This is a genomic window from Actinoplanes sp. NPDC049598 (assembly GCF_040675435.1).
GTDB lineage: Bacteria > Actinomycetota > Actinomycetes > Mycobacteriales > Micromonosporaceae > Actinoplanes.
On the sequence record NZ_JBFAOX010000011.1, the window covers coordinates 247,669 to 266,473 of the forward strand.

The following is an 18,805-nucleotide window of genomic DNA, read 5'->3' on the forward strand; positions in this document are numbered from 1 at the left end:
GGAGGTAGCGATGCCCAGCACGTTGAGCAAGCCCCTGGCCGAGCCCGAGGAGGGCCCGGCCCGGTTCAACAAGCGCCGTCTGATCCGCGTGATCGCGATCCTGACCATCGGGATCGTGGTCGTCCTCGCGGTCTGGCAGGACCCCCTCTACGCGTTGCGCGCCGTGTAGTCGTCGATCTCGGCGAGCAGGGCCTGCTTGCGCTCGGGGGCGAGGAAGCTCTGCTCGACCCCGGCCCGGGCCAGCCCGGCGACGCCCTTGGCGTCCAGGTCGAGCAGCCTCGCGGCCACCGCGTACTCCGCCTCGAGGGTGGTGCCGAACATCGGCGGGTCGTCGGAGTTGATGCTGACCGGCACGCCGGCCGCGACCAGCTTGGGCAGCGGGTGCTCGTCGAGCGAGGGCACGGCCCGGGTACGAAGGTTCGACGTCGGCGAGATCTCGAGCGGGATCCGGTGCTCGGCCAGATGGGCCATCAGCGCCGGGTCCTGGGCGGCCGAGATGCCGTGCCCGATCCGCTCGGCGCCGAGCTCGCGCAGCGCGTCCCAGATGGTCTCGGGGCCGGTGGTCTCGCCGGCGTGCGGCACGCTGTGCAGCCCGGCCGCGCGCGCCTTGTCGAAGAACGGCTTGAACTGCGGCCGGGGCACGCCGATCTCCGGCCCACCCAGCCCGAAACTGATCAGCCCGTCGGGCTGCTCCTCCAGCGCCACCCGCAGCGTCTCCTCGGCCGAGACCAGACCGGCCTCGCCCGGGATGTCGAAGCACCAGCGCAGCTCGATGCCGAACTCCTTGGCCGCCGCCGAGCGGGCGTCCTCGATCGCCGCGCAGAAGGCCGGGGCCGCGATGCCGCGCCGCACGCTCGAGTACGGCGTGATGGTCAGCTCGGCGTACCGGACCTGCTGGCGGGCCAGCTCGCGGGCCACCTCGTAGGTCAGGGTCCGCACGTCCTCGTCGTCGCGGATCAGGTCGACGACGCTCAGGTAGACGTCGATGAAGTGGGCGAAGTCGCGGAAGGCGAAGTAGTCGGCCAGCGCCGCGGGGTCGGCCGGGACGGGCGTGCTGCCCTCGTGGCGCGCGGCCAGCTCGGCGACGATCCGCGGCGAGGCCGAGCCGACGTGGTGCACGTGCAGCTCGACCTTGGGCAGGCCGGCGATGAACGCGGTCAACTCGGTCATGGATTGCCTTTCTCGGTTCGGCGGCCCGGGCCGGCCACGAAGACGCGGCGGAACGGGCCTACTCGGCGACCCGGGCCACCACGAAGATGCGGCGGAACGGGAACGCGACGTGGCCGCCGGCCGCCGGGTAGGCGCCGGCCAGCTCCCGCGCCAGGTCGGCACGGAAGGACTGCCAAGCATTCTCGTCCAGCGCCGCCTTGACGGGACGCAATGCCGTCCCCTCCATCCAGCGCAGCACCGGATGCTCGTCCCCGGTGTCCGCCAGTAGATGGACGTACGTGGTCTCCCACGCGTCGACCGCCGCGCCGGCACCGGTCAGCCGGCCCGCATAGTCGACCGGGTCGTCGACCGGGGCCTCGCGCAGCACGTCGCCCAGCCCGTAGCGGCGGCCGACCTCGCGCAGCAGCCGGTGCGAGGGCGCGCCGAAGTTGCCCGGCACCTGCATCGCCAGCCAGGCCCCGGCCGGCAGCTCGGCGGCCCAGCGGGCCAGCAGGTCCTGATGGCCGGGCACCCACTGCAACGTCGCGTTGGTGACCAGCACGTCCACGTCCGGGCCGGGGCGGTAGTCGCGGACGTCGCCGATCTCGAACCGGGCCGGGCCGCCGTGGGCCCGCGCCTTCTCGATCATCTCGGGCGAGGAGTCGAGGCCGGTCAGCCGGGCGCCGGGCCACCGCTCGGCCAGGGTGAGGGTCAGCTCGCCCGGACCGCAGCCGAGGTCGACGACCGCCCGTGGCCGCTCCGCCCGCACCTGACCGACCAGGTCGAAGAAGGGGCGCGAGCGCTCGGTGCCGTAGCGGCGGTAGACGGCCGGATCCCACATGATCGTTCCTCCCAAACCGTACGTACGTTTTGCAAGCAAGCTATCAGAAGGCGGGTAGGGTGCGAACCTGTGGAGAATCGAAGTTTTCGCAGGATGGGACGGACCGTCGGGGTCATCGGCCTGGGCGCCTGGCAGCTCGGGGCCGACTGGGGTGACGTGAGCGAGGCCGACGCGCACGCGACCCTGCAGGCCGCGGTGGACTCCGGCGTCACCTTCATCGATACGGCCGACGTCTACGGCGACGGCCGCAGCGAGCAGATCGTCGGCTCGTTCATCAAGGACAAGCCGCAGCTCACGGTCGCGACCAAGATGGGGCGCCGGGTCGCCCAGGAGCCCGGCAACTACACGCTCGACAACTTCCGCGCCTGGACGGACCGCTCGCGGGCCAACCTCGGCGTCGACACCCTCGACCTGGTGCAGCTGCACTGCCCGCCGACGCCGGTCTTCTCGACCGACGCCGTCTACGACGCCCTGGACACGCTGGTCCAGGAGAAGCGGATCAAGGCGTACGGGGTGAGCGTCGAGAAGGTCGACGAGGCGCTCGCGGCCATCTCCCGCCCGGGCACGGCCAGCGTGCAGATCATCCTCAACGCGTTCCGGCTCAAGCCGCTCGAGCGGGTGCTGCCGGCCGCGGCCGAGGCCGGGGTGGGCATCATCGCCCGGGTGCCGCTGGCCAGCGGCCTGCTCTCCGGCAAGTACGACGAGCACACGCAGTTCGCGGCGAACGACCACCGCAACTTCAACCGGCACGGCGAGTCGTTCGACGTCGGCGAGACCTTCGCCGGGGTCGATTTCGCGACCGGGCTCGAAGCCGTCTCGCGACTGCGCCCGCTGGTGCCCGAGGGCGCCACCATGGCCCAGTTCGCGCTGCGCTGGATCGTCGACCAGCCGGCCGTCACGGTGGTCATCCCGGGCGCCCGCAACCCTTCACAGGCCGAGGCGAACGCCGGTGCCGCCGCGCTCAGCCCACTGTCGGCCGAGACGCACGAGGCGGTGACGGCGGTCTATGACGAGCTGATCCGCCCGCAGGTGCACGGCAGATGGTGAACGAACCGGCAACGCCCCCGAAAGAGCTCAAAGGCTGGCTTCTCATGTCTTTAGGGGTGTTGGCCCTGGTCGTCGGTGCTCTGTGGACACTGCAGGGATTCGACATCATCACCGACAGCCGGATGAGTGGCGTCGTGATCTGGTCGATCGCGGGACCCGTCATCGCGGTCGGCGGACTGATTTTGATCATTCTGGGCGAGCGGGCGCGAGCCCGTTCCAAGCGACTGTAAAAAGCTCTGGAAAAGAGCGAATCCCCCGCATCCGTGACCGGATGCGGGGGATTCTTTGTCTAGAACGCCGACCTCCGCCAGGCGATCGGCAGCCGGCCCGGGGGCCGACAGGGTCTCAGAGCGGGCGAACCTGCTCCGCCTGCGGGCCCTTCTGGCCCTGGGCGATCTCGAACTCGACCCGCTGGTTCTCCTCCAGCGTGCGGTAACCGCTCGTCTGGATGGCCGAGAAGTGGACGAACACGTCAGCACCCCCGCCGTCGACGGTGATGAAGCCGAAGCCCTTGTCTGCGTTGAACCACTTCACGGTTCCTTGCGCCATGCTGAACTCTCCTTCTGAAAATGCCGACCCCGTGATGCCCGGGCCGATGACCGTTTTCGAGCAGCGGCGCCATGAGGCGGCCTTTCAGAGGACGTCCCATCCGTCAAGATCGTGATCCCGGCTGGATCTCGAAGCTCGGCGGAAGCAGCGAACCACGTACGCAAAAACTGGGCACACTGTACCCGAAAATCGCGCCGGAAAGCTGCCCCTCGGTCAATCCAAAAAAGGTCAGCTGATTATGCAAAAGGTCCCCCACTTCGCTCTCGCGAGGTGGGGGACCCGAGCTTGTTAAGCGGTCTTCAGTCCGGCCATTGACCAGTCAGTTTCCGAACACTCGCGGCGCCACCCCGATCGACGGCCGCCTTCACGAGAGCGAAGATCGCACCCTGCAACGCGGCCGCCGCGAGAATCTCGCCCCAGCCGCGGTCCTCGTCGGTGGCGTTCGGAGCGTCGTCGTCGCCCGACGCCACCTTCCAGACCTCTTTGAAGACGAAGCCGGCGATCGCGCCCGCCCCGATGCCCATCAGAATCCCGACCGGCTTGTAGGCGAGCTTGGAAACCTTGCCGCTCACCGGCGCCTCCCTCGAACGATCAGAATGACACCCACGATCGCGACCACCCCGGCCACGACCAGCTGCAGCGGCACGGGACTGGCCGCACGTACCTCGTTCACGTCAGTCTCGCTGACCCGGTCCGCGGCCGAGCGCACTTTCGCCCGTACCCGGTCGGTCGCCTCGAGCGCCTGGGCCCGCACCCGCTGCTTGGTCTGCTCGACCTGGTCCTTGGCCCGGGCCTTGACGTCCGCCTTGGCCGCGAGCGCCTGCACGGTCTCGCCCAGCTCGGCGCGGGTCTGCTGAATCTCGGCTCGCAGCTCGGCGGCCGTCGGCTTGGGCGCCGAGGCCTGGCTCTTGTCGTCCACGCTCATCCCCGGTTCCGCTCCTTGGCAACCGCCTGCTTGACCTCGTCCACGTCGGCCTTGACGCTCTCGATGGCGGCGCTCGGCTCCGGCGGGACCGCCTTGGAGACCTGCTTCTTGCCGATCAGCGCCATGACGCCGGCGGCCAGGAAGAGCACGACCGTGACGATCAGGGCCGCCAGCCAGAGGTCGAGGAACAGGTTGAAAACGATGATCAAGGTCGCGATGAGGGCACCGACGCCGTACAGGGCGAAGACGCCGCCCCCGGCGAACAGGCCGACTCCGATGCCGGCGTGCTTGCCCTTCTCCGCGAGCTCCGCCTTGGCCAGTGCGATCTCGTCCCGGACCAGCCTGCTGACCTGGTCGCTCGCGCGCTGCACCAACTCGGCGGTGGACTGATCGGCGAGCGGCTTGGCCTGGCTGCCGTTCAGAACATCGGCCATGGTGACCTCCTTTCGTGTCCCGGTGTATGCCCTGATCACCGGAGAGTCAATCCTGTTGCAGGAAACCCGCCAGAAGTTGATCAGCTCTGCTCAGCGCTGGACCGTCGCCGCCACCGGCTCGTCGGGACCGCCGAAGGCGATGCCCCGGCTGTCGCCGTCGTCGCCGCCGGAGAAGACCCGCGAATCCGGCGAATCCGGCTCCGTCCGGGGTGCCGGCCGCGCCGGGCCGATCGGGCCGGGCTGGCTCAGATCGGCCCGCACCCGAGGCATCGACTCACGCTGATGGCGCCAGATGAAGGTGACCAGTCGCTCGCGCACCAGACACCGCAGATCCCACAGCGCGCCCGCGTCGTTCGCGCTGACCAGCGCGCGCAGCCGGACGTTGCCGCCGACCGCGTCGGTCACCTGCAGCACGCAGACCCGGCCGTCCCACAGCTCCGAGCCCTCGCACGTGGTGCGCAACTCCGCCCGCAACGGCTCGATGTCGGTCGCCCAGTCGACGTCGACCTCCGCCGTGCCGAGCACGGCCGAACCCGTACGGGTCCAGTTCTGGAAGGGTTTGGTGGTGAAGTAGGACGTCGGCAGGATGAGCCGCCGGTCGTCCCAGATCTGCACCGCCACGTAGGTCAGCGTGAGCTCCTCGATGCGGCCCCACTCCCCCTCGACGACCACCACGTCGTCGACCCGGACGGCGTCGCTGAACGCAAGCTGCAGACCGGCGAAGACGTTGCCGAGCGTGCTCTGCGCGGCCAGGGCCGCGACCACGCTGACGATGCCGGCCGAGGCGAGGACGCTGGCCCCCAGGGCCCGGATGTTCGGGAAGGTCATCAGCGCCACGCCGAGCGCGATGATCACGATGGCGGCCACCGTGACCCGGCGCAGGATCACCACCTGGGTCTTGAAGCGGCGGCGCCGGAGATTGTCCGGCACGTCGAGGCGCCAGCGGTTCAGCGCGGCGTCCTCCAGCACCAGCAGCAACGCCGCCACCAGCCAGGCGAACGAGGCGATGAGCAGAATGACCATGGTGTGCAGGACGCCGCCGCGGGCCGGGAAGTCACCGGCGGTGGCCCGGATGGCCTGCTGGACGGCGAAGACGGTGGCGGTGGCCAGGAACGGTTTGTGGGCCGTCCGCCCGAGGTCGGCCGCGATGGCCGACTTGTGGCCGGCCTTGACGACCAGCCGGTGCAGGATCTCCACCACCGCAATGGCGACGCCGGCCGACCCGAGAACGATCAGCGCGGCGGTCAGTACGTCGGGCACGTTCCTCTCCTGTCGCAGAAAAGCGGGGACCGGCGACCTAGCTTGCCCAGGTCACCGGTTCCCGCAACTTTCCCGCACCGGAAGGGGAAAAGGCTCACACTTTGCGGTACTTGGCCTGCGCGATGCAGTAGACGCCGAAGGCGGCGATCCCGACCGCGATCAGCGCGAGCAGCCACACGCCCCACGAGTTCTCGGCCAGCGTCTTGAGCGCGGCGTCCAGGCCACGGGCCTTCTCCGGGTCGTAGGTGACGGCGGCCGACACGACCAGCACGCCGGCGATCGCGTAGGCGACACCCTTGGCCGCGTATCCCGCCATGCCGAGCCGGATGATCGGCTGGCGCGTACCGTGCGTCATCTCCTGCGTGTTGAGGTGCTTGACGAACTTGCGGCGCAGACCGTAGATCGCCATCCCGACGCCGACGCCCAGGACGACCAGGCCGACGAACCCGACCAGCCAGCGGCCGCCGGTGCTGTCCATCAGCGTGGACGACTTGCTCTGCGAGTTGTCGCCCATCGAGGCGTTCGAGCCCTGCAGCACCTTGATGGCGATGAAGACGAGGTACGCGTACAGGACGGCCCGCACGCCGGAGAGGACCCGCTCGGCCAGCGCCGTCCGGGTCTGCTCGCCGCTCTCGCCGATGATCGCCTCGAACGCCTGCCAGATCGCCATCGCGGCCATGCCGATCGCGATGACGACGAGCAGCGTCTTGCCGAGGCCGTTGCCGGCGAGGGTCTGCAGGGCGCCCGACTGGTCGCTCTCCTGGGACGAGCCCTGGAAGGCCACCTGGAGAGCGATCCAGGCGAAGATGAGGTGGATGATTCCGTAGCCGATGAAGCCGCCCCGGGCCAGATACTCCAGCGGCTTACTGTCGGCGGCGCGGGAGGCCGCGTACTTGGCGTTCGAGGCGGTGCTTGTCATGCCGACGAATGTCACCGAAAGCCAAGATCGCCAAACCCCATCCGACCACCCCGCCACCACCCTTAACTCAAACGAAGATCAATCCCTCAGGCCTTTGACACCTGGAGTCCGATTGTCTCGGCGGTGACGCTGTCGAGCTGCACCTGAAGGCCCGCCACCTCGACCGCCTGCTGGCCCTTGGTCAGACTGATCTGCTCGCCGGCCACCTCGAGGGTCACCGTGTTGGCGTCGGCGCTGATGAATTTCGCCTCGACACCGAGGAAGCTCGCGCTGGCGCTCGTCTCCCGCTGGATCGTCACGGTGCACTGGTCGAGCCCGCAGTCGACGTTGTCGCTGCTGCAACCGGTGAGCAGCGCGAGGCCGAGAGCGGCGGAGGCCATTGCGGCGGCGATTCGCCGGGTAGGTTTCAACACCCTTGCCAGGATACGGGGCCCGCGCGACCCACCCGATAGCCTTCGGTGGTGATGGATCGAGATCTTGGTGCGGCCCGCGATCTGGCCGCCGCGGTGGCGGTGCGGGCCGGGCGCCTGCAGATCGAGCGGCGCGACACCCTGAAGGTGGGCGCGCCCAAGGCGCACGCCAACGACGTCGTGTCCGATGTCGACATCGCCAGCGAGCAGCTCATCGTCGACGCGATCCGGGCCGCCTTCCCCGACGACGCCGTGCAGGCCGAGGAGGGCCACGGCCGGGACGGCACGAGCGGCTGGAGATGGGTCGTCGACCCGCTCGACGGCACCCGCAACTACATCAGCCGCACCGGGCCGTGGTCGGTCTGTGTCGCCCTCTACGAAGGCGACCAGCCGCGCGTCGCGGTCGTGCACGAGCCCGTCGCCGGCGAGACGTTCAGCGCGATCGACGGCGGCGGGGCTTTCCTCAACGGCGAACCGCTCACCGTCTCGGACGGCCCGGCCCTGGACAAGGCGCTGATCGGCGTCAGCTTCCAGCCCAACCCCGCGACCAAGGCTCGTACGGGCAAGCTGGTCCGCGAGCTGCTGCCCGTCTCGGGGGACATCCGCCGGCTGCCGGCCGCGCTCAACCTGGTCTACCAGGCGGCCGGGCGTCTCGACGGCGGCGTCGCCCTCGACACGTACCTCTGGGACATCGCCGCCGGCGCCCTGATCGCCCGCGAGGCGGGCGTGCGTCTCGACCCCTTCACCACCGAGCTGACCATCGGCGCCGCCCCCGGTCTGTGGCCTTCCCTCGCCGCCCTGGTTCGGTCCGCCACCTGACCGCTAGGGTCGGGGAATGGTGCAGCGTCAGTTCCCCAAGCCGGCCGAGATCTTCGAGCTCATGCAGTTCAAGAAGCCGCGGATCGGCCGGGACGCCCGCCTGGAGGCGGCGCTGACGATCGAGGACCTGCGCCTGATCGCCAAGCGCCGCACCCCGCGGGCCGCCTTCGACTACACCGACGGCGCCGCCGAGGGCGAGCTGTCGCTGGCCCGGGCCCGGCAGGCGTTCAAGGACATCGAGTTCCACCCGAACGTCCTGCGCGACGTCGCTGAGGTCGACACGTCGACGACCGTCTTCGGCGGCCCGTCGGCCCTGCCGTTCGGCATCGCCCCCACCGGCTTCACCCGGCTCATGCAGACCGAGGGCGAGACCGCCGGCGCGGGCGCGGCCGGGGCCGCCGGCATCCCGTTCACCCTCTCCACCCTCGGGACGACCAGCATCGAGACGGTCAAGGAGGCCAACCCGACCGGCCGCAACTGGTTCCAGCTCTACGTGATGAACAAGCGCGAGATCTCGTACGCCCTGGTCGAAAGAGCCGCCAAGGCCGGCTTCGACACCCTGTTCTTCACGGTCGACACCCCGGTGGCCGGGGCCCGCCTGCGCGACAAGCGCAACGGCTTCTCCATCCCGCCCCAGCTCGGCGTGAAGACGATCGCCAACGCGATCCCCCGCCCCTGGTGGTGGTACGACTTCCTGACCACCCCGAAACTCGAGTTCGCCTCCCTGTCGGCCACCGGCGGCACCGTGGGCGAGCTGCTCGACGCGGCCATGGACCCCACCATCAGCTACGAGGACCTGCGCATCGTCCGCGAGATGTGGCCGCACAAACTCGCCGTCAAGGGCGTGCAGACCGTCGAGGACGCGCGCAAACTGGCCGACTTCGGCGTCGACGGCATCGTGCTCTCCAACCACGGCGGCCGCCAGCTCGACCGCGCCCCCATCCCGTTCCACCTGCTCCCCGCGGTGGTCCGCGAGGTCGGCCACGACGTCGAGGTCTCCCTCGACACCGGCATCATGAACGGCGCCGACATCGTCGCCTCGATCGCCCTCGGCGCCAAGTTCACCTACATCGGCCGGGCCTACCTGTACGGCCTGATGGCCGGCGGCCGCGCCGGCGTCGACCGCACCATCCAGATCCTCAGCGACCAGCTCATCCGCACCATGAAGCTGCTCGGCGCCCACTCCCTCGAAGAGCTCAACCCCGGCCACGTCACCCAGCTGACCCGGCTGGCTCCCCGCCCCCGATAACCGCACCCCGACGGCCAGGGGCGTCGCATGGCGGACGGGCGCATGGCCTTTCTGCGGGAATTCGCCCGCGCGCCCCTCGATGTGGGCGCAGTCGCGCCCAGCGGCCGGGAGCTGACGGCACAGGCCGTACGGCACGTTCCCCGGCAAGGTGATCCGCTGGTGGTGGAGCTGGGTCCGGGCACGGGAGCATTCACAACGGCGATCCAGCGGCGTCTCGGCGGGCGCGGGCGGCATCTCGCCGTCGAGCGCAACGAACGGTTCGCCGGCTATGTGCGCGAGCGTCACCCCGGGGTCGAGGTGGTCACGGCCGATGCCCGCGATCTGGCTCAGGTGCTCGGCGGGCGGCGTGCGGACGCCATCGTCAGTGGACTTCCCTGGTCGTCGTTCGGCGCCGGGACGCAGCGCGCGATCCTCGCGGCCGTGGCGGCCGGGCTGACGCCGGGCGGCACGTTCACGACGTTCGCTTACGCCTACACGCGCTGGACCGGCCCGTCACGGCGCTTCCGGCGACTGATCGGCGACCACTTCGGCGAGGTGGCGGTGGGCCGCACGATCTGGGCGAACCTGCCACCGGCGTACGTCTACTCGGGCCGCCGCTTTTCGTGATCGGCAGGCTTCGATACGCGTAACATCCTGGAAATGGGCCGCCCGACGATTTACGACGTGGCCCGGGAAGCGGGTGTGGCGCCCTCCACCGTGTCCCGGGCCTACGCGCGGCCGGGGCGGGTCAACGCGGACACCGCGGAACGGGTGTTCGAGGCGGCGGACAAGCTGGGCTACCGCGTACGGCCGGTGAAACGCTCGTCCGCCATGGAAGAGGCGCCGCGGAAAGCGATCGCGCTGGTGGTCGCGGACGTCACCAATCCGTTCTACGGCGACATCATCAAGGGAGCCTACGAGGCGGCCCGGGACGCCGGCTATCAGCTGATCCTGTCGCACACGAACGAGTCGCCGCGGGTCGAGCGGCAAACCATCGAGCGGGAGCTGGAACAGGTCGACGGGGTGGTGATCGCCAGCTCCCGGATGACCGACTCGGCCCTGCGGATGGTGGCCCGGCGCAAGCCGGTGGTGCTGTTGAACCGGATCATCCCGGAGGCCAACTGCGTGCTCAACGACGCCGAACGCGGCATCAAGCGGGCGGTCGAGCACCTCGCCGAGCTGGGCCACGAGCGGATCACGTACGTGGCCGGGCCGGAGACCAGCTGGTCGGACGGGGTGCGCTGGCGGGCGCTGCGGCAGGCGGCGGTGGAGCTGCACCTGGACGTACGGCGTGTGGGCCCGTACGGGCCGACGGTCCTGGCGGGGCTGAGCGCGGCCCTGCGGGTCGCCGAGCTGGAGTCGACCGCGGTGCAGGCCTACAACGACCAGCTGGCCATCGGCGTCCTCAAGGGCCTGCGGCAGCTCGGCATCGGCGTACCGGAGCAGGTGAGCGTCGTCGGCTTCGACAACATCATCTTCGACGAGCTGGTGGAGCCGCAGCTGACGACGATCGCGTCGCCGCTGTACCGGATGGGCTTCACCGGCATGCGCAACTGCATCGCCATCGCCCAGGGCGCCCGGCCGAGCGGGCAGCCCCTGGTGCTGCCCGTCCGGCTCATCGTGCGCCGCTCCACCGGCCGCGCCCGCTTCACCCGCCGAAAGCGCTGACCCAGCCACGCCCACTCGCCGCAGCCGCTCACCCGGCCACGCCCACCCGCCGCAGCCACTCACCCAGCCACGCCCACTCACCGCAGCCACTCACCCAGCCACGCACACCCACCCAGCCACGCACACCCACCGCAGCCACTCACCCAGCCACGCACACCCGCCGCAGCCACCCACGTAGCCGCCGATCCGGTCACGCGCGCCGTTCACCAGCGCCGCCCTGGCGCCCGACTCCCCTCGCCCGGCCTGGCCGCGGCTCGCCTCGCCCTGCCTCGCCCCCCTCGCCTCGCCCCGCCCCGCCTCGCCCCCCTCGCCTCGCCCCGCCTCGCCTCGCCGCGCCTCGCCGAATCGAAAGCCACACTCCGCGCCGATGCGCAGCCACTCCCAAGGGCCGGGCCTGCTCGGCTGCGAAATGAGGGTGTGGCGGCCGCTTGCCAGACCACTCCCCCGGCATGGCCCGAACAGCACGGGGCTGAGTCAGGGCGCGGCTATCCACAGTAGGCCGCTGTCCACAGGGAGGCGGCGGGATCTTGTGCCTCTGCGGGATAATCGTCTGGGACGGGGGCCCCCTTGGGAGGGTGGGCGCTGCCAGCAGGCGAGCGCTGCCAGCAGGCGAGCGCTGCCAGCAGGCGAGCGCTGCCAGCAGGCGAGCGCTGCCAGCAGGCGAGCGCTGCCAGCAGGCGAGCGCTGCCAACGGGCGAGCGCTGCCAACGGGCGGGTCAGGGGGCGAGGCGGCCGGCCAAGGCCTTCGAGGCCCACGCGAAGGACATGCGGTGGGACTCCAGTTTCGAGTCGACGCTCGGCTCGTCCACTTCGATCATGAAGTCGCCTTCGTAGGAAGCGGGGATGGCCGCCAGGACGGCGTCGAAGTCGACGATGCCCAGGCCGGGCTCGGCCCACAGGCGTTTGCTGGCGGTGGCCTCGCGGTAGGACAGGCCGCGTTCGCCGAGCAGGTCGGGGAAGACGTCCTTGATGTGGATGCCGCCCAGGCGGTCGGCGTAGCGGCGGATGAACGGGGCCGGGTCGATGCCGGCCCAGCGCAGGTGGCCGGTGTCGGGGCCGAAGCCGATGACGTCGGGGCCGAGGTCGTCGAGCAGGCGGGTGATGTCGTGTTCGGTTTCGAAGATGCCGCCGACGTGGGAGTGGTGCAGCGGCCGTAAGCCCTCGGCGGCCAGCGCCCGGCACACTTCGCCGCACATGTCGATGGCGCGGGTGAGGCGGGCCTCGTCGAAGCCGGCGCCGACGGCGGGGCGGGCCACCCGTTCGGGGCGGGACATCGACGAGATCATCGTGCGGTCGAGGCCGAGGGCGACCTGGACGGCGGCGAAGCGGCGGGCCTTCTCGAGCTCGCCGGCCAGTGTGACGGTCTCGTCGAACGGGGAGTTGAACAGGCTCAGCGCCGGTTGCAGGCCGTAACCGGCGATCCAGTCGCGGTACGCATCGGCGGTCATGTCGTCGGGCACGTCGGCTTTGACCGCGGTGAATCCGATGTCCTGGAAGTCGGCGAAGGCCTCCTCGAGGACCGGGCGCGTTTTCCCGGCGACGGCCCAATAGGGGATGGGGTTGGCGGCGATCCGGCTCATGCCAGCCTCACCGGCTTTCCGGTCCGCGCCGACTCGTACGCGCCGGTGATGACGGCGATCGATTGCCGGTTGGTCTCCAGATCGACCACGAGCCGTTCCTTTCCGTCGAGCGCCGCAATGAAGTTGAGGTATTGCAGCCGGTGTGCGTCGCCCAGCGAGCCCGGGTTCGCCCCCACCGCGGAAGCGCCGCCGGAAAGGGCCTGCGTCGTGCCCATCAGCTTCTCCTCGGTCGGCTCGCCGACCGGCGTCGCGTGGAAGAAGGCCAGCGCGTCGTTGTCGATCACGGCCGACCCGCGGTCGCCGTGCACCTGTAGGCGCGCGCTGAGCCCCGGGTAGGCCGAGGTCGTCGCGTGCAGCACCCCGAGCGCCCCCGATTCGAACCGTACGACGCCCGTGGCCACGTCCTCGACCTCGATGCGCTCGTGGGCCAGCGTCCCCGTGTACGCGAAGACCTCGACCGGCCGCCCGAGCGCCGCCACCAGCAGATCGACCGTGTGCACACCCTGGTTCATCAGCGCGCCGCCACCGTCCAGCTCCCACGTCCCGCGCCAGTCGCCCGAGTCGTAGTAGCTCTGCCCGCGCCACCAGTCGATGGCCGCGATCCCCGAGCTGACCCGCCCGAATTGTCCGGACCGGATGGCCTCGAGCACCTGCACAGTGGACGGGTCGAACCGGTGCTGCGAGATCACCGTGACCAATTTGTCGGCCTTGTCCCGAGCGGCGATGATCTCGTCGGTGCGGGCCACCGTGATCTCGGCCGGCTTCTCCACGATCACGTGCTTGCCCGCCGCCAGCGCCTCGATCGCCACCGTGCCGTGCAGCCCCGTCGGCGTGCAGACGACCACGATGTCGATCTCCTCCGAAACCAGCGCCTCCGCCAGAGAGGAATAGGGCCGTCCGCCCCGCGACGAAGCCAGAGCCTCGGCTCGCTCAAGAACCACGTCCACGACGGCGGTCAGCGAAACAACGGAGGAAAGCTGACTGATGACCAGCCCGTGATGACGCCCGATGACCCCGGCGCCGACCAGTGCGATGTTGTACCGGCTCATGCGTACTCGATCTCCTCTTTCTTCAGCAGGCCGGTGAAGGCCTGCCACGCGGTGCGGAACAGCTCGGGCCCGGAGAAGCCGCCGTACGAATTGACGGCCGCCAGATGCGGTTCCAGCGAGAAGAACCCGTCGAAGCCGTCGTGGCGCAGCGCGCGGATCGTCGCCGCGAGCTCGCCGTCACCCTCACCGGCCGGCACGACCGTGCCGTCGGCGAACAGAGCGTCCTTGATCTGCACGTACTCCACGTGCGGCCGCAGCATCGCGTAACCGTCGGTGTAGGGCCGCACGCCGACCTGGACGAAGTTGGCCGGATCCCAGGCCAGCCTCAAGTACGGCGAGCCCACCGACCGGATCAGGTCGAGGCAGCGGGCCGGGATGTCGCCGTAGATCTGTTTCTCGTTCTCGTGCAGCAGGATCAGGTCGGCCTCCTCGGCCACCCGCACCAGCGCCCGCATCCGGTCGATCACGGAGGCCCGGTGCTCGGCCGGATCAGCGCCGGGCCGCAGAAAGAACGAGAAGATCCGGATGTACGGGGCCTGGAGCAGTTTCGCCACCTCGGCCGCGTGCCGCATCCGGTCGAGGTGGGGCCCGAAGTCCTCGTCGATGAAGATCTTCCCGATCGGCGACCCGATGCTGGACACCCGCAACCCATGAGCGGAAAGGGTCTCCCGCACAGTGGCCAGCTGGGCCGGCGAGAGGTCGAGGATGTTGACGTCCCAGGCGCTGCGCACCTCGAGATACTTCAGGCCGAGCCCGCTCGCGACCTGACACTGCTCGGTGAAGTCAGGGGAGATCTCGTCGGAGAAGCCGGAGAGAGTCCACATGGCGTCGCCCTTTCAGATGTTCTGCCGGTAGATTTCGTCGACCAGGCGCAGGGACTTCATCCCCTCGGCGAGGTCGACGGGGAACGGCTCGGAAGTACGCAGGCAGCGGTAGAAGTCGGCGATGAGCAGCTCATGGGAGGCGCCCCAATAGGAAGGCCCACCGGAGCCGGCCCGGCGCTCCGAGATCACCTCGACGCGCCCGTCCGCATGCCGCACGGTCAGATCGCCCCGGATGATCAACGTCGCCCGGGTGGTCGCGATCTCGATGGTCACCGGGGCGTCCACGGCATTCGTCACCGTGGCGAAAAAGACGCTGCGCGCGCCGCCGACGTGATCGAGGACAGCGGTGACCGTGTCCTCCACCGAACGGCGGGCGAAATGTCCAGTCTGGGCGGCGACGTCGGCAACATCCCCGAGCAGCCACTGCAAAAGATCAAGCGTGTGGATGGCCTGGTTGATCAAGACGCCGCCACCGCTGCGCCCGATCTGTCCGCGCCAGGGTCGGGCCCGGTAGTACGCGTCGTCGCGATGCCAGAGCACCGTCGCCGACGCGCCCACGATCTCCCCCAGCGAACCGGACGCCAGCAGCTCCCGAGCCGCCACCGAGGCCAGGTTGTAGCGATTCTGCAGACACACGCCCACCGTCGACGACGGATGGTCCTTGGCCGCGGCGACCAGCTGATCAGCCGCCGCGACGGTGTGCGCCACCGGCTTCTCGAGGAGCACGTGCGCTCCGTGCTCCAGGGCGTCGATCGCCACCGGCACATGCTGATCATGTGGAGTGCAGATGTGCACCACGTCCGGCCGCAGCTCCTCCAGCAGTATCCGATGATCGCGATAGCGCCCCTCGGAGACGCCCACCAACTCCGCGGAAGAAGCGGACGCGATAGCCGCGAGATGCACCACCGACACCGTCCCGAGGCCGATCACCGCGACCCTCACTTGACGCTGCCCGCCGTCAGCCCGCCGACCAGATAGCGCTGGAAGGCCAGGTACAACAGCACCACCGGCAGCGCGCAGATCAGCGCGGCCGCCATCATCTGCGAGTAGACCGGCAGCGCCCCGCCCTCCTGAGCCGACCCGAAGATCGACAGGGCGACCGCCGCCGTGTGCGTCTCGGGCCGGGTCAGCACCGACGCGAACAGCACGTCGTTCCAGCCGAGCAGAAACGCGAAGATCCCGGAGACCACGATGGCGGGCAGGCTCAGCGGGAAGATGATCCGCCAGAGGATGACCATCGTGGACGCCCCGTCGGTGCGGGCCGCCTCCTCGAGCTCCCGCGGCAGCCCGCGCAGATAGGTGACCATCACCCAGGTCGAGAAGGGCAGGGCGAAGGTCAGGTACGCCACGAACAGCCCCCAGCGCGTGCCGATCACGGTCAGCCCCAGGTAGTTGCCGGCCGAGGAGAACAGCACGAAGACCGGCAGCAGCATCAGCGTGCCCGGGATGCTCTGCAGCCCGACCAGGCCGCGCAGGATCGTGAGCCGGCCGAGGAAGCTGTAGCGCACCAGCACGTACGCCGTGGTTGTCCCCAGAAGGGCCGAGGCCACGGCCGTGACCGAGCAGACGATCAGGCTGTTGACGATGCCGGTGGACAGGTCGGCCGTCGTCCAGATCTTCGTGTAGCTCTCGAAGCTGAACGAGCTGGGCCAGAACTCGCCCGAGGCCACCCCGACGTCGGAGTTGAGTGAGGCCAGCACGATGTACGAGACCGGGACGAGCACCATCGCGCAGAGGATCACGGTCATCGTGGCCAGCAGCGGCCGCGGGAGCAATCTTGTCGCTTCGGCCGAGGCACTCATTTGCGGCCTCCCTCGTCGTGCACGTCCAGACGCACGGCGCGCAAGTACACGTACAGCGGGATGGCAATGATGACCAGCGAGACCACCGCCATGGCCGCGCTGAGCCCGAAGCGCAACCCCTGGAAGCTCGTGACGTAGACCAGCATCGGCATCACGTTGACGTCGTCCGGAGCCGGCGCCCCGAACAGCACGAACGGCAGCGTGAAGTTGTTGATGTGGTTGAGGGTGGCCAGCAGGCAGGCCAGCAGGACCGGCCCGCGCAGATAGGGCAGGATCACCCGGCGCAGCTTGGGCCACCAGGTGGCGCCGTCGACCGCCGACGCCTCGTGCACCTCGTGGTCGACCGACTGCAGCGCGGCCAGCGCCATCAGGTAGATGAAGGGCCAGGCGGCCCAGATCTCCACCAACACCAAGGTCCAGTACGACTTCGGGCCGCTCAGCCACAGCCCGCCGTCCACGCCGACCTTCGCCAGCCACGCGTTGACCACGCCGTCCGGCTGGAGCATGGTGCGCCAGACCGAGGCCACGACGAAGGACGGCAGGACGTACGGGATGAGGAAGGCGGCCCGCACGAGGCTGCGCCCCCGGTACGCGTTCTGGGTGACCAGCGCGGCGGCGATGCCGATGGGCACGGTGACCGCCGTCGACAGCACCGCGAACGACACGCTGATCCAGATCGAGTGCAGCAGGCCGGAGTCGAGCGACTCGACGTAGTTGCCGAAGCCGATGAACGGGGCCTCGATCCACCGCCGGAGCGTGTACTGGTCGAGGTCGAGCAGCGACAGGTAGACCGCCAGGGCCAGCGGGATCAGCACCACGAGGACCAGGAGAATTCCGCCCGGGGTGAGCAGCCACAGCGGGCGCTGCTGCTGCGTCACCCCCTTGCGGCGCTGATGCGGCGGGGCCTTCTGCTCCCGCGTCATCGTCGTGGTCATCACTTCGCCCGATCGAGGGCGGACTGGGCGGACTTCTGGGCGTCGGCCACCCGGGCGTCGATCTGGGCCGGGCTGATCGAGCCCTTGGCCAGGTCGGGCAGCGACTGCACGGCCACGTTGGTCAGCGCGAGCTGGATGTCGCTCCAGGCGCCGGTGAACGGCGTGGCCACCGACTTCTTGGCCGCCTCGGTGACCGGCCCGAGCGTCTCGTCGGTGGAGAGCGTCTGCAGGGCGGCGGCGTTGGCGGGCAGGTTGCCGAACTTCTTGTAGTAGTCGAGCTGGACCTCCTGGTCGGTCACGAGCTTGACGTACTCGAAGGCCAGGTCCTTGTTCTTGGAGTAGTCGGCGACCAGCAGGTTGTCGCCGGAGAGGATGCTCGCGGCCTCGACCCCGCCCGCCGGGCGGCTGGTGGCGCCGGGCGGCACCGTCGGCAGCAGCGCGAACTTCCACTTGCCCTTGACCGCGCCCTGGTTGAGCGAGTTGGCCGCGGTGGTCGTGGTCAGCGCGAAGTAGCCGGTCTTGCCCTTGGCGAACGCGGCCACGGCCTGCGGGTTGGTCCAGCCCACGGCGGCCGGGTCGACGACCTTGTCGGTGGCCAGCCAGCCGAAGTACGTCTGGTACGCCTTCTGCACGGTCGGGTCCTGCAGCCGGGCCGTCTTGCCGTCGACCAGCGGGTTGCCGGCCTGGGCGGACATGCCCCAGACGAACTTCCACGGGTCGAAGTTGTCCTTGTAGGCGATGGCCAGGCCGTACTGGTCGCCCTTGGTCATCTGCTTGGCCTGCTGGGTCAGCTCGTCCCAGGTGGTGGCGGGCTTGTCGATGCCGGCCGCCTTCAGGATCTCCGTGTTGTACGCCATGACGAACGGCCGGCTGACCCACGGGATGCCGACCTGGTTCTGCTCGTCCGGCCCGGAGATGCCCAGCGTGGCCGGGTTGAACTTCTCCCGCCCGCCGATCTTCTGCCACTCCTCGTCGCCCAGCTTCACGAACGCGCCGGTCGAGTAGGCGGTCGGGGTGAAGGTGGTGCCCACCGCGTACACGTCCGGTCCGGAACCCGCGACCACCGAGGTCTGGATCTTCGTGAGCTCGTCGTTGGCGCTGGCGAACTCCTCGAACTTCACCTCGGCCCCGGTCTGCGCCTTGAACTTGGCGCTGATGTCCTTCTTCCAGGCCGCGAACTCGTCCGGGTACTGGGTGTTGGCGCCGATCAGGACGTTGAGCGTCTTGCCGTCGCCGCCACCGCCCCCGTCGTCCCCGCCGCCGCAGGCCGTCAGGGCGACGGCCAGGACCGTCGCACCAGCCAGCGCCATCGCCGCACGCATCTTTCCCATCTCGTCTCCTCCGCGCTGCCGGTGCGGGGTGACCC

Annotated in this window: 23 protein-coding genes; 7 read left to right on the forward strand and 16 right to left on the reverse strand. The window is 69.8% G+C overall.

Features of this window, described 5'->3' with window-relative positions:
* Positions 1-10: 10 nt before the first annotated feature.
* Positions 11-169: a hypothetical protein gene (locus AB0J66_RS25735; protein ID WP_364665315.1), complete on the forward strand. Its 159-nt coding sequence runs from the start codon at positions 11-13 to the stop codon at positions 167-169.
* On the opposite strand, the gene AB0J66_RS25740 is transcribed toward AB0J66_RS25735, so the two are convergent.
* Both AB0J66_RS25740 and AB0J66_RS25745 read right to left on the reverse strand, forming a co-directional pair.
* Complete coding sequence (locus tag AB0J66_RS25740; RefSeq protein ID WP_364665318.1) at positions 148-1,170, reverse strand: adenosine deaminase; 1,023 nt, start codon at positions 1,168-1,170, stop codon at positions 148-150. The two genes, AB0J66_RS25735 and AB0J66_RS25740, sit on opposite strands and share 22 nt — an antisense overlap.
* Positions 1,171-1,228: 58 nt before the next feature.
* Positions 1,229-1,990 carry a trans-aconitate 2-methyltransferase gene (locus AB0J66_RS25745; RefSeq protein ID WP_364665321.1) on the reverse strand — a complete coding sequence of 254 codons (762 nt, stop codon included), beginning with the start codon at positions 1,988-1,990 and terminating at the stop codon, positions 1,229-1,231.
* A 69-nt stretch (positions 1,991-2,059) separates the two neighbouring features.
* On the opposite strand from AB0J66_RS25745, the gene AB0J66_RS25750 reads away from it, so the two are divergent.
* Positions 2,060-3,037, forward strand: coding sequence for an aldo/keto reductase (locus AB0J66_RS25750; protein ID WP_364665324.1), 978 nt, complete (start codon positions 2,060-2,062; stop codon positions 3,035-3,037).
* Positions 3,031-3,267 (forward strand): hypothetical protein, encoded by a 237-nt coding sequence (locus tag AB0J66_RS25755; protein WP_364665327.1) that lies wholly within the window; start codon positions 3,031-3,033, stop codon positions 3,265-3,267. The genes AB0J66_RS25750 and AB0J66_RS25755 overlap by 7 nt, the downstream gene beginning before the upstream one ends.
* A 115-nt stretch (positions 3,268-3,382) precedes the next feature.
* Here AB0J66_RS25755 and AB0J66_RS25760 read toward each other — a convergent pair whose 3' ends face one another.
* From AB0J66_RS25760 to AB0J66_RS25790, 7 genes are all read right to left on the reverse strand, one after another.
* Positions 3,383-3,586: a cold-shock protein gene (locus tag AB0J66_RS25760; protein ID WP_011905669.1), complete on the reverse strand. Its 204-nt coding sequence runs from the start codon at positions 3,584-3,586 to the stop codon at positions 3,383-3,385.
* A 299-nt stretch (positions 3,587-3,885) separates the two neighbouring features.
* Positions 3,886-4,158: a DUF4235 domain-containing protein gene (locus tag AB0J66_RS25765; RefSeq protein ID WP_364665329.1), complete on the reverse strand. Its 273-nt coding sequence runs from the start codon at positions 4,156-4,158 to the stop codon at positions 3,886-3,888.
* Complete coding sequence (locus tag AB0J66_RS25770; protein WP_364665332.1) at positions 4,155-4,511, reverse strand: DUF3618 domain-containing protein; 357 nt, start codon at positions 4,509-4,511, stop codon at positions 4,155-4,157. Before AB0J66_RS25770 ends, AB0J66_RS25765 begins: the two co-directional genes overlap by 4 nt.
* Positions 4,508-4,945, reverse strand: coding sequence for a phage holin family protein (locus AB0J66_RS25775; RefSeq protein ID WP_364665335.1), 438 nt, complete (start codon positions 4,943-4,945; stop codon positions 4,508-4,510). The genes AB0J66_RS25770 and AB0J66_RS25775 overlap by 4 nt, the downstream gene beginning before the upstream one ends.
* 90 nt (positions 4,946-5,035) lie before the next feature.
* Complete coding sequence (locus AB0J66_RS25780) at positions 5,036-6,205, reverse strand: mechanosensitive ion channel domain-containing protein (RefSeq protein ID WP_364665338.1); 1,170 nt, start codon at positions 6,203-6,205, stop codon at positions 5,036-5,038.
* A gap of 94 nt (positions 6,206-6,299) precedes the next feature.
* Complete coding sequence (locus AB0J66_RS25785) at positions 6,300-7,124, reverse strand: DUF1206 domain-containing protein (RefSeq protein ID WP_364665340.1); 825 nt, start codon at positions 7,122-7,124, stop codon at positions 6,300-6,302.
* A gap of 86 nt (positions 7,125-7,210) precedes the next feature.
* Positions 7,211-7,504 carry a hypothetical protein gene (locus AB0J66_RS25790; RefSeq protein WP_364665606.1) on the reverse strand — a complete coding sequence of 98 codons (294 nt, stop codon included), beginning with the start codon at positions 7,502-7,504 and terminating at the stop codon, positions 7,211-7,213.
* A gap of 84 nt (positions 7,505-7,588) precedes the next feature.
* Here AB0J66_RS25790 and AB0J66_RS25795 point away from each other — a divergent pair, with 84 nt between their 5' ends.
* Genes AB0J66_RS25795 through AB0J66_RS25810 form a run of 4 tightly spaced genes read left to right on the forward strand, consistent with a single transcriptional unit; the run spans position 7,589 to position 11,249 of the window.
* Positions 7,589-8,353 (forward strand): inositol monophosphatase family protein, encoded by a 765-nt coding sequence (locus AB0J66_RS25795; protein WP_364665609.1) that lies wholly within the window; start codon positions 7,589-7,591, stop codon positions 8,351-8,353.
* Positions 8,354-8,369: 16 nt separating this feature from the next.
* Entirely contained in the window at positions 8,370-9,602 is a 1,233-nt protein-coding gene (locus tag AB0J66_RS25800; protein WP_364665343.1) for an alpha-hydroxy acid oxidase, read from the forward strand.
* 27 nt (positions 9,603-9,629) lie between these two features.
* A complete protein-coding gene (locus AB0J66_RS25805; protein WP_364665346.1) occupies positions 9,630-10,208 on the forward strand; it encodes a methyltransferase domain-containing protein in 579 nt (192 codons plus the stop codon).
* 33 nt (positions 10,209-10,241) lie between these two features.
* The gene (locus AB0J66_RS25810; protein ID WP_364665348.1) at positions 10,242-11,249 is read left to right on the forward strand and encodes a LacI family DNA-binding transcriptional regulator; all 1,008 of its coding nucleotides are present in this window, start codon (positions 10,242-10,244) and stop codon (positions 11,247-11,249) included.
* A gap of 716 nt (positions 11,250-11,965) precedes the next feature.
* On the opposite strand, the gene AB0J66_RS25815 is transcribed toward AB0J66_RS25810, so the two are convergent.
* The 7 genes from AB0J66_RS25815 to AB0J66_RS25845 are packed head-to-tail and all read right to left on the reverse strand — an operon-like array spanning position 11,966 to position 18,770.
* Complete coding sequence (locus AB0J66_RS25815; RefSeq protein ID WP_364665351.1) at positions 11,966-12,829, reverse strand: sugar phosphate isomerase/epimerase; 864 nt, start codon at positions 12,827-12,829, stop codon at positions 11,966-11,968.
* Positions 12,826-13,878: a Gfo/Idh/MocA family oxidoreductase gene (locus tag AB0J66_RS25820; protein WP_364665354.1), complete on the reverse strand. Its 1,053-nt coding sequence runs from the start codon at positions 13,876-13,878 to the stop codon at positions 12,826-12,828. The genes AB0J66_RS25815 and AB0J66_RS25820 overlap by 4 nt, the downstream gene beginning before the upstream one ends.
* Positions 13,875-14,702, reverse strand: coding sequence for a sugar phosphate isomerase/epimerase family protein (locus AB0J66_RS25825; RefSeq protein ID WP_364665356.1), 828 nt, complete (start codon positions 14,700-14,702; stop codon positions 13,875-13,877). Before AB0J66_RS25825 ends, AB0J66_RS25820 begins: the two co-directional genes overlap by 4 nt.
* 12 nt (positions 14,703-14,714) lie before the next feature.
* Positions 14,715-15,644, reverse strand: a complete 930-nt coding sequence (locus tag AB0J66_RS25830) for a Gfo/Idh/MocA family oxidoreductase (RefSeq protein ID WP_364665359.1) — start codon at positions 15,642-15,644, stop codon at positions 14,715-14,717.
* Positions 15,641-16,504, reverse strand: coding sequence for a carbohydrate ABC transporter permease (locus tag AB0J66_RS25835; RefSeq protein WP_364665362.1), 864 nt, complete (start codon positions 16,502-16,504; stop codon positions 15,641-15,643). Before AB0J66_RS25835 ends, AB0J66_RS25830 begins: the two co-directional genes overlap by 4 nt.
* Positions 16,501-17,439: a sugar ABC transporter permease gene (locus AB0J66_RS25840; protein ID WP_364665365.1), complete on the reverse strand. Its 939-nt coding sequence runs from the start codon at positions 17,437-17,439 to the stop codon at positions 16,501-16,503. The genes AB0J66_RS25835 and AB0J66_RS25840 overlap by 4 nt, the downstream gene beginning before the upstream one ends.
* Entirely contained in the window at positions 17,439-18,770 is a 1,332-nt protein-coding gene (locus AB0J66_RS25845) for an extracellular solute-binding protein (protein WP_364665367.1), read from the reverse strand. The genes AB0J66_RS25840 and AB0J66_RS25845 overlap by 1 nt, the downstream gene beginning before the upstream one ends.
* Positions 18,771-18,805 lie beyond the last annotated feature (35 nt).

Excerpts from the sequence above, each read along its gene's own strand:
- AB0J66_RS25735 (WP_364665315.1), top strand. The coding sequence starts at position 11 with ATGCCCAGCACGTTGAGCAAGCCCCTGGCCGAGCCCGAGGAGGGCCCG.
- AB0J66_RS25740 (WP_364665318.1), bottom strand. The coding sequence starts at position 1,170 with ATGACCGAGTTGACCGCGTTCATCGCCGGCCTGCCCAAGGTCGAGCTG.
- AB0J66_RS25745 (WP_364665321.1), bottom strand. The coding sequence starts at position 1,990 with ATGTGGGATCCGGCCGTCTACCGCCGCTACGGCACCGAGCGCTCGCGC.
- AB0J66_RS25755 (WP_364665327.1), top strand. The coding sequence starts at position 3,031 with ATGGTGAACGAACCGGCAACGCCCCCGAAAGAGCTCAAAGGCTGGCTT.
- AB0J66_RS25760 (WP_011905669.1), bottom strand. The coding sequence starts at position 3,586 with ATGGCGCAAGGAACCGTGAAGTGGTTCAACGCAGACAAGGGCTTCGGC.
- AB0J66_RS25770 (WP_364665332.1), bottom strand. The coding sequence starts at position 4,511 with ATGAGCGTGGACGACAAGAGCCAGGCCTCGGCGCCCAAGCCGACGGCC.
- AB0J66_RS25775 (WP_364665335.1), bottom strand. The coding sequence starts at position 4,945 with ATGGCCGATGTTCTGAACGGCAGCCAGGCCAAGCCGCTCGCCGATCAG.
- AB0J66_RS25785 (WP_364665340.1), bottom strand. The coding sequence starts at position 7,124 with ATGACAAGCACCGCCTCGAACGCCAAGTACGCGGCCTCCCGCGCCGCC.
- AB0J66_RS25790 (WP_364665606.1), bottom strand. The coding sequence starts at position 7,504 with ATGGCCTCCGCCGCTCTCGGCCTCGCGCTGCTCACCGGTTGCAGCAGC.
- AB0J66_RS25795 (WP_364665609.1), top strand. The coding sequence starts at position 7,589 with ATGGATCGAGATCTTGGTGCGGCCCGCGATCTGGCCGCCGCGGTGGCG.
- AB0J66_RS25800 (WP_364665343.1), top strand. The coding sequence starts at position 8,370 with ATGGTGCAGCGTCAGTTCCCCAAGCCGGCCGAGATCTTCGAGCTCATG.
- AB0J66_RS25805 (WP_364665346.1), top strand. The coding sequence starts at position 9,630 with ATGGCGGACGGGCGCATGGCCTTTCTGCGGGAATTCGCCCGCGCGCCC.
- AB0J66_RS25810 (WP_364665348.1), top strand. The coding sequence starts at position 10,242 with ATGGGCCGCCCGACGATTTACGACGTGGCCCGGGAAGCGGGTGTGGCG.
- AB0J66_RS25815 (WP_364665351.1), bottom strand. The coding sequence starts at position 12,829 with ATGAGCCGGATCGCCGCCAACCCCATCCCCTATTGGGCCGTCGCCGGG.
- AB0J66_RS25820 (WP_364665354.1), bottom strand. The coding sequence starts at position 13,878 with ATGAGCCGGTACAACATCGCACTGGTCGGCGCCGGGGTCATCGGGCGT.
- AB0J66_RS25825 (WP_364665356.1), bottom strand. The coding sequence starts at position 14,702 with ATGTGGACTCTCTCCGGCTTCTCCGACGAGATCTCCCCTGACTTCACC.
- AB0J66_RS25835 (WP_364665362.1), bottom strand. The coding sequence starts at position 16,504 with ATGAGTGCCTCGGCCGAAGCGACAAGATTGCTCCCGCGGCCGCTGCTG.
- AB0J66_RS25840 (WP_364665365.1), bottom strand. The coding sequence starts at position 17,439 with ATGACCACGACGATGACGCGGGAGCAGAAGGCCCCGCCGCATCAGCGC.
- AB0J66_RS25845 (WP_364665367.1), bottom strand. The coding sequence starts at position 18,770 with ATGGGAAAGATGCGTGCGGCGATGGCGCTGGCTGGTGCGACGGTCCTG.